The sequence below is a fragment of the Methanoculleus sp. UBA413 genome (assembly GCF_002502935.1).
Classification (GTDB): Archaea; Halobacteriota; Methanomicrobia; order Methanomicrobiales; family Methanoculleaceae; genus Methanoculleus; species Methanoculleus bourgensis.
Map to the genome: position 1 here is coordinate 56,785 of NZ_DAQR01000134.1, position 7,189 is coordinate 63,973.

7 protein-coding genes are annotated in these 7,189 nt (G+C 57.8%); 4 read left to right on the forward strand and 3 right to left on the reverse strand.

Annotated elements, in window-relative coordinates; genetic code table 11:
- Nucleotides 1-580: 580 nt before the first annotated feature.
- Together BP858_RS11750 and BP858_RS11755 are read left to right on the forward strand one after the other, a co-directional pair.
- Nucleotides 581-1,621: a lysylphosphatidylglycerol synthase transmembrane domain-containing protein gene (locus BP858_RS11750; protein WP_074175109.1), complete on the forward strand. Its 1,041-nt coding sequence runs from the start codon at nt 581-583 to the stop codon at nt 1,619-1,621.
- Nucleotides 1,622-1,664: 43 nt separating this feature from the next.
- On the forward strand, nt 1,665-2,111 hold the full coding sequence (locus tag BP858_RS11755) for a bifunctional nuclease family protein (protein ID WP_062266402.1): 447 nt from the start codon (nt 1,665-1,667) through the stop codon (nt 2,109-2,111).
- Nucleotides 2,112-2,637: 526 nt separating this feature from the next.
- On the opposite strand, the gene hisE is transcribed toward BP858_RS11755, so the two are convergent.
- From hisE to BP858_RS11770, 3 genes are all read right to left on the reverse strand, one after another.
- Entirely contained in the window at nt 2,638-2,931 is a 294-nt protein-coding gene (hisE, locus tag BP858_RS11760) for a phosphoribosyl-ATP diphosphatase (protein WP_074175110.1), read from the reverse strand.
- Nucleotides 2,924-3,364, reverse strand: coding sequence for a NusA-like transcription termination signal-binding factor (locus tag BP858_RS11765; protein ID WP_074175111.1), 441 nt, complete (start codon nt 3,362-3,364; stop codon nt 2,924-2,926). Before BP858_RS11765 ends, hisE begins: the two co-directional genes overlap by 8 nt.
- 79 nt (nt 3,365-3,443) lie before the next feature.
- Complete coding sequence (locus tag BP858_RS11770) at nt 3,444-4,865, reverse strand: sensor histidine kinase (RefSeq protein ID WP_286879549.1); 1,422 nt, start codon at nt 4,863-4,865, stop codon at nt 3,444-3,446.
- A gap of 509 nt (nt 4,866-5,374) precedes the next feature.
- Here BP858_RS11770 and BP858_RS11775 point away from each other — a divergent pair.
- Nucleotides 5,375-6,079: a DUF432 domain-containing protein gene (locus tag BP858_RS11775; RefSeq protein ID WP_062262165.1), complete on the forward strand. Its 705-nt coding sequence runs from the start codon at nt 5,375-5,377 to the stop codon at nt 6,077-6,079.
- Complete coding sequence (locus BP858_RS11780; protein ID WP_082864888.1) at nt 6,064-6,933, forward strand: mechanosensitive ion channel family protein; 870 nt, start codon at nt 6,064-6,066, stop codon at nt 6,931-6,933. Before BP858_RS11775 ends, BP858_RS11780 begins: the two co-directional genes overlap by 16 nt.
- The last annotated feature ends 256 nt before the right edge of the window (nt 6,934-7,189 follow it).

Genomic DNA, 7,189 nt, shown 5'->3' on the forward strand with positions numbered 1-7,189 from the left:
CGCGGGCGGGGTAGGGGAGCGGAGGGGAGCGCTCCGTGCGGGATGGGATGAAGGTCAGATGTGGTCCGCTATTTTGGAATCGATCCACTAGTGGACCGTTTCACCTTATGTTGCGGGTCCTGTGCGTAGTAGCAATCGCCACCGCACGCGAAGGCGCGAAGGACGCGAAGGGGACTCTGCCGCCCAGCAACCGAACTTCGCGGCTTCGCGCCCTTCGCGTGAGATGGTATTGCATGGACAATATTAGATGAAATGCTCCACTAGTGGGGACCACTGCATCTCATGTTTTACAGCCCTTCACGGCCTTCTGCGTGCAACTGGCGATCTGTCTCACACGCTAAGCCCGCAAAGTAAGATGACTCGATGCACCAACCGGTCCGCGCGGGAGTTCCCCGTCCGGTCCCCATGGCGCTCTCCGGTAGATCCGGCATCCACCCATTTCAGCGATAAAACCACTGATTAAATAGTAGCTATACGATACCTTATTAGTCCTATTTCGGGTAATTTTTGAAAAACATCAGGAATTGCTGGTGCCGGCCGGTGCCAGGGGATCGGCCTTGTGGAGCCGGGTGCGTGAAGAATGGAGAAGTCTCAGTGGAAGTGGCTGCTCGTTTCGATCGGGTTTAGCGCTCTTGTTATGGGTGGCGTCCTCTACTTCACCGTCGATGAGACGACGATCGAGTATCTCAGCCACGTAAACCCCTTCTACCTGATCCTTGCCGTACTCCTCCATATCCTCTCGCTCGGGTTCTGGGCGCTCCGCATCCAGAAGATGTCGGCGTCGCTCGGCTACCGGGTGGGGTTCAAGCACTGCCTGAACCTGGTGCTGGCGAACATGCTCGTTGCGGCGGTCACCCCTTCGCAGGCTGGCGGCGAACCGGTCCGGGTCCATGAACTCTACCGGGCGGGCGTCACCGTCGGGGACGCCACCGCCATCGTCATCATGGAACGGGTCATCGACGGGATCGTCCTTGGGGCGGCAGGAGCTTTTGCCATGCTCTTCCTCGGCAGGTACTGGAGCAGCCTTGCCTCAGGATTCAGCGGCGTGAGTTTCATCATGTACGCCGCCTGGATATCAGTCACCATCTTTGTACTGATCTTCGTCTACTCTGTGAAGAACCCTGACTACCTAAAACGGGTCCTCAAACGGATATCGCGCTGGATCGACCGGCGCTGGCACTTAAGGCGGTTTGAGCAGCTCCTGGGGACGATCGACCGGGAAGTGGATAACTTCAACCGCGGTCTTGTCGAGTTCGTGAACCACGGGAAAAGCGGTCTTGTGTGGGGTTTTTTCTTCACGGCACTCTTCTGGCTCTCGGAGTTCGTCATCGCATCGATGCTCCTCCTGGGGCTGGGGCAGCAGCCGTACTTCATCGAGTCGTTCGTTGTCCAGCTCGTCATCGCTATCATCATGATGATCCCGCTCACACCCGGGGGTTCGGGCGTTGCGGAGCTCGGCGCCACGTCGTTCTACAGCCTCTTCGTCCCGTCATCGATCGTCGGCGTCTTTGTTCTTCTCTGGAGACTGATCCTCTACTACCTCAACATCTTCCTCGGGCTGCTGCCGAGCCTCTCAATAATGCGGCGTGAGTTCCTCGCCCGCGCCAGAAAGCACCGGTGATCCACCCCAAGGTTTAAACACTATAAGACTCATGTCAGATCACATGACTGCTCAACGTTGCCGGGTGCAGGGCGTGTTCATGTCGGTGAGCGAGATGGGAGCGGCGCCGACAGTCGTTCTGGATGCCGGGGGTGACAGCACAATACCCATATATGTTGGCCTCTGGGAAGCGATATCGATAAACAACGCACTGAATAGTGAGATGCTTCCCCGGCCCATCACCCACGACCTCATCGTCGACCTCTTCCGGAGGTTTGACATCACGCTTGACGCCCTGCACATCGACTCCCTGGAGGAAGGGGTCTTCTACGCCAAACTCCTCCTCAGCCAGGGCTCGCGCACCGAGATCATGGACTGCCGACCGAGCGACGGGATAGCCATCGCTCTGCGCTACCGAGCTCCCATCATGATCGAAGATACGGTCGTGGAGACCGCAGCAGTCAGGAAAGACGATCTCCCGAGGATGGTGGACCTGAAGGAGTACCTCTGAACGGATCTGCTCACGCACGAAAAAGGTACGCCCCTCGCGCTACGGGAGTATTTCAGCTAAAATTTCCATGAATACCGCCCCGATTTGGCGAGTGGGAGACCCCCTGCTCTGGTGCATCGTGCCCCGGATCCAGCTTGTGCGGGGAGGGGGCGAGCCCCCTCCCCTGTCCCCATCCCCCGGGCGATGCCCACCACGGTCCACAGCATGGGTGAGAGCCTGGCGAATAGATTGCTTTCCTGCGTACAGCCTCGCGCTCTGCCCCATGAACGCTCCACATCCCTTCGCGATCTTCCGCGTGATACACGCCAAGACCTGCAAATTAAGATGAAATAATCCACTAGTAGAGCATTTCATCTACTCTTGTCCATGCGATTGTTGCCTCTCGTGCGAAGCCCGTGTAACTCCTCCCAACCGGAACCCTTCGCGTCTTCGCGACTTCGCGTGCGGCCGACCATCCGCACTCAAACCCGAAAATAAAGGTGAAACGATCCCCTCCCTTGATGTACCGGGAGATCACAAAAGGTTGTTATTTCCGGCGGGCGGCAAGTTCATCAAGCACGTCTGCCACGTCGGTGCCTGATGCCTGCAACGCTACCAGGAAGTGGAAGAGGAGGTCGGCCGCTTCTGAGACCGTCCTCTCCGGGACCTGATTCTTTGCGGCCAGGATGAACTCGACCGCTTCTTCGCCGACCTTCTCCAGGGATTTGTCAATCCCCTTTCGGTGAGTCAGGACGGAACTGACGTAACTCTCGGCCGAGGGGTGTTCCGCCCGGTCCTGGATGACCTGCCAGACCTCGTCGAGGATGCTCCAGTCACGCATGGGCCTCTCCCCCTGCCAGCACCTCGCCGAGGTCGGTATCAAAGTACCGGGAGAGCAGGAGCCGTGCCTTCTCGATGGTGCACCCACCTTTCCCGATAGCAATGCCGAGATCGCCTTTATTGACGTATACGGTGAGCCGCCCGTCGTCTTCCTTCTTCACGCCGACGACGTCAGCCGGTTTAAAAGCATTTTTTGTGAATCTTTCAATTTCAGGAGAATATTCGACCATCTCGATACGTTTCCCGAGGACCCGCTGCATCTTTCGGATATTGCTTCCCTTCCTGCCGATAGCAAGGCCCATATCTCCCTCTTTTATGAGGTATACTATGCGGTCGAAGCGCTCATCGATGATGCAGTCGAGCGCGGTCGCCCGGGTAAGAATTCTCAGCTCTTCGATATATCGCCGTTCTTTAAAACATATGGTTCTTATCATTGGAGAAGTCCCCGGTGGGAATGATGCGGTATGATATGGTTTCTCAGGGAATATATACCTGAGTACCGGGTTCGCCGCCCTAACACTTCTGCAGGATCACCTTTATTGCCGCTCCCTCCTCCGGCCTGCCCGGCACCCGGTCCGCCGCCCAGACGCGCCCGCCGTAGCGGTTCGTGAGGGTCTTGACGATATGGAGCCCAAGGCCCCTGCTTCCGGAAGCGGTTTTGCTGCCCTGGCTGAAGCGATCGAAGACGTTGAGTTTTAAGTGGTCCGGTATACCGATGCCGGTATCTGCGACGGAGAGCGTCACGATATCCCCGGTCTCCATGACCCCGATATCGATCCGCACCTTCATCCCGCCGAACTTGATGCTGTTGCTGATCAGGTTGGATATGACGTGTTCGAGGAGGGGGTTTGCCCAGACCATGCAGCTCCCTCCCTCGTAGTGGATATCGATCCCTGCATACCGCTGGATCTGGCCGCGGATGACGGCATCAAGGTCGACCGGTTCCAGGCGGATGTGGTGTTTGTTGAGCGTATTTAAGAGTTCGACGTTTTTGATGACGTTGATCCCCTGCTCGATCGTGTTCTTGACCCTTTGCGCGAGCTCCGCCTCCTCGCCGGAGAGCCGTTCCCTGAGCATCTCGATGATGGTTGCCGCAACCATGTTGGTGTTGTAGATATCGGTGCCGAGCAGGTCAAGGTAGAGGCTGGAGAACCGGCTGGTCTCCTGGAGGGTCCATTCACGGAGAAGTTCCCTCGTGATGTCGCGGCCAACCCCGGTGGCTGCCACGATCTCTCCGGCGGCGTCGTGTAGCGGATGAATGGTGACCTGGAACGACCGTTGCTCATCGTGCCACAGAAACGACCGTGTCTCAGAGATCACCTCTCCCGTCTCGATGACCCTGCGGACAGCCCGGGAGAGGAAGTCTGCCTCCTCCTCCGGGAACAGGGCGCGGGGTGTCCTGCCCGTGATCTCTGCCGGATCCAGCCCCAGATCCCGGCCTCCAGTCCAGAGGAACCGCAGGAAGACACCATCCCGGTTGAGCGTGAAGATCATATCTGGCAGCGATTTTGCGAGGACCTGTACCTCGTCCTCCGGCGCCCCGGCAGACTCGTTGACCAGCTCCTCTCGGGGGATGTCCTGGAAGGTCTCGACCGCACCGATCTGCCTGCCTGCAGGGCCATAGAGCGGGACGGCCATGCAGGCAACCTTCCTGCCTGAGACCAGGGGTATGCGCGATTCGGCGAGCAACTCTTCGCCGTCATGGGCCAGGAGGCGGTAGTAGTCGCTTCCAGGGTTGCTGTGCGTCAGGACGCAGTCAGCCAGGGTGGGGCGCCTCTCCCCGAAGAGCGCTTTTGCGTGCGCATAGCCACCTTCTCCTATGATCTCTGCCGCCGCAACGCCGGTGTATTGTGCAATGCTGTCGTTCCAGATGACCACCCGCCCCTCGCGGTCGAGAACGAGTGCCGGTTGCTGAAGGTGGTCGAAGATACTCACGGGTACCTGGCTCCGATTCATGGTTTCTTTGACTCTCTGTTGGTTCATCTTCACGCGCATCACCCGGGAACAATTTCTCGTCCCCGCAAAGCCGCCGGCCCCCTCCCCCTCCGGGTCGCAGGTGGAGATCCCTGGCGCCGGCAGGTACAGTGCCTCCTGACTATTACCGGTTCCGGTCCCAGGCGGTTACCCGCCCTGCCGGGGGTGACGATGAGGGGTGTACCACTGCGATCGGAAACAAACACGCTTGAAAAGTGTCTGGAACTCCCGCTTAAAAGGGTGTCTGTTTATCCTCTCCGGATTCTGCTGTCAGGGCAACTTGTTATTTATACCTTGTCAGATTGCCCGGGTGCCAAACATCCGGGGTTCCCACAATATACGTCATTCATTCCCTGACTGTGCAGATTGCTCGTTTTACGGGCTTCTTCCCGACCGGATGCCGGGACGCGGGAGCGGCACCCTGTGCCATTGAAGTAGGTTGATATTTGATTATTTGCAGATCATAATTGATGTTCGGGCAGTACTATGACACTTTTCGTTGCGAAGTCGGCGATATCCTGGTGGAAACCGAACAAATTGACGGTCTCCTGACCTACCGGCGGAGGTGCGAAGGGCGTGCGTTCAAGCGGATCCTGGTCTCGGAGACGGCCAGGATCATCATCAACCCGGTGGAACCGGTCAACCTCCCAAAGGAGGTCACGGATTTTCTACAGATGGAGTTTACCCCGATAGTTATTGAGCCCGGGGCTGCACGGACGATCTACCTGAAGTTTCCTGTCGAGATCGGCGTCTTTCTGGAGTCTGAAAAAGGTATCGAGGTGCTGGATGTCTTCGGCACCGGCACCCAGAAATATGCGCTCTACGGTTCGCCGACCAGCGGGGTCATCGTCCGCTGGTACAGGAGTGCGGTGTATTCGGAGATACCCCAGGTTGAGCGTTTCAGTGAGGGGGTGATGGAACTCTCCATCCAGAACGCGTCCCACGAGTGGGTCGAGGTCTCGTCTGTTGTCTTTGATAGTGTCGATATGAAGATCTACTATGGGGATATCGTGGCGACCACCGCCACGATGAAGATTGTCAGCCCGGTTATGGCAGAGACAGACTTCATCGACTCCCCGCCCATTCCGGGTATGGCAAGATCCATTGAACTGTATAAAGCGCGGAAGATCCCGGTGCTCGACCGGGGGTATCTCATGGAGTGGGGGTTGTCGTGACGTTCAATGTGACCGGTATCCTGGAGACGCCTACCGGTATCGGTACGATCACCGTCAGCGATGTCCTGTGGTTTGTCGTCATCATCGCTGTTGGGGTTGCAATCGCTAAAATAGTCTCGATAAATGTCAGGAGAGCCCTCGCTGAGCGGCTGCCCAAGAACGAGCGCGAGCTCATCGCAAAGGTGATCTACTACATCATCGTCATCTGGGCAGTCATCGTCGCTCTCCCGTACCTCAACATCAACCTCTCCGGTCTCCTGGTGGCCGGGGGTATCGCCGGTCTCGTCATCGGGTTTGCCAGTCAGAGCGTCGTCTCGAACCTCGTCTCAGGGCTCTTCCTTATGTTCGAGCACCCGATCAAGATCGGCGATAGCATCAACGTTGCTGGCGTCAGCGGCAGCGTCGAGGATATCAGGATCCTCTCGACCATCGTGAAGACTTACGATGGGATCTACACCCGGATCCCGAACGAGAAGGTCTTCACCTCGAATATCACCAACTACGTCCATAACGCTGCCCGGCGGTTCGAGTACTCAATCAGCATCCGGTATGAGGACGATGCGAACGAGGCAATCCGGCTCACGAAGGAGGTCATCGAGGCTCACCCGTTTGCGCTGAAGAACCCGGCGCCGTCGGTCTTTGTTGATAACCTCGGCGATGATTGCCTCAACCTGACTGCCCGTATATGGGCGCCGACCCAGAACTGGTGGGATGTCAGGACCGAGCTTCTCTGGGATATCGTGAAGAAACTTGAGGAGAATGGTATCGAGATGCCCTACCCGCAGAGGACTGTCTGGTTTGCGGACGATCTCCGGGTGACGGGCGGGAAGGGAGAAGAGGAGTCTCGTATTTAGATCCGGGGCGGCTGGTAATCTCGGGGTTTGTCCCCAAACTCTTCTTCCGGAGAGGGCGACCCCCTCCCGGAAGAAGGCGCTCCTTGTATGCCCCACCCCGCCCCGGGCGTGGCCCCTGGATTGCGGTTGTCTTGTGCGAAAACTGATCGATACTCGCTTTCTATTGAGAGTCGATGCACTAGTACACCGATTCCAAATTAGCAGATCATATCTGGCCTTCGTCCCATCCCGCACGGAGCGCTCCCCTCCGTCCCCC

What these genes read in the sequence shown, in the direction of transcription:
- BP858_RS11750 (WP_074175109.1), top strand. Translation starts at nt 581, where the DNA reads ATGGAGAAGTCTCAGTGGAAGTGGCTGCTCGTTTCGATCGGGTTTAGC.
- BP858_RS11755 (WP_062266402.1), top strand. Translation starts at nt 1,665, where the DNA reads ATGACTGCTCAACGTTGCCGGGTGCAGGGCGTGTTCATGTCGGTGAGC.
- hisE (WP_074175110.1), bottom strand. Translation starts at nt 2,931, where the DNA reads ATGCGTGACTGGAGCATCCTCGACGAGGTCTGGCAGGTCATCCAGGAC.
- BP858_RS11765 (WP_074175111.1), bottom strand. Translation starts at nt 3,364, where the DNA reads ATGATAAGAACCATATGTTTTAAAGAACGGCGATATATCGAAGAGCTG.
- BP858_RS11775 (WP_062262165.1), top strand. Translation starts at nt 5,375, where the DNA reads ATGTTCGGGCAGTACTATGACACTTTTCGTTGCGAAGTCGGCGATATC.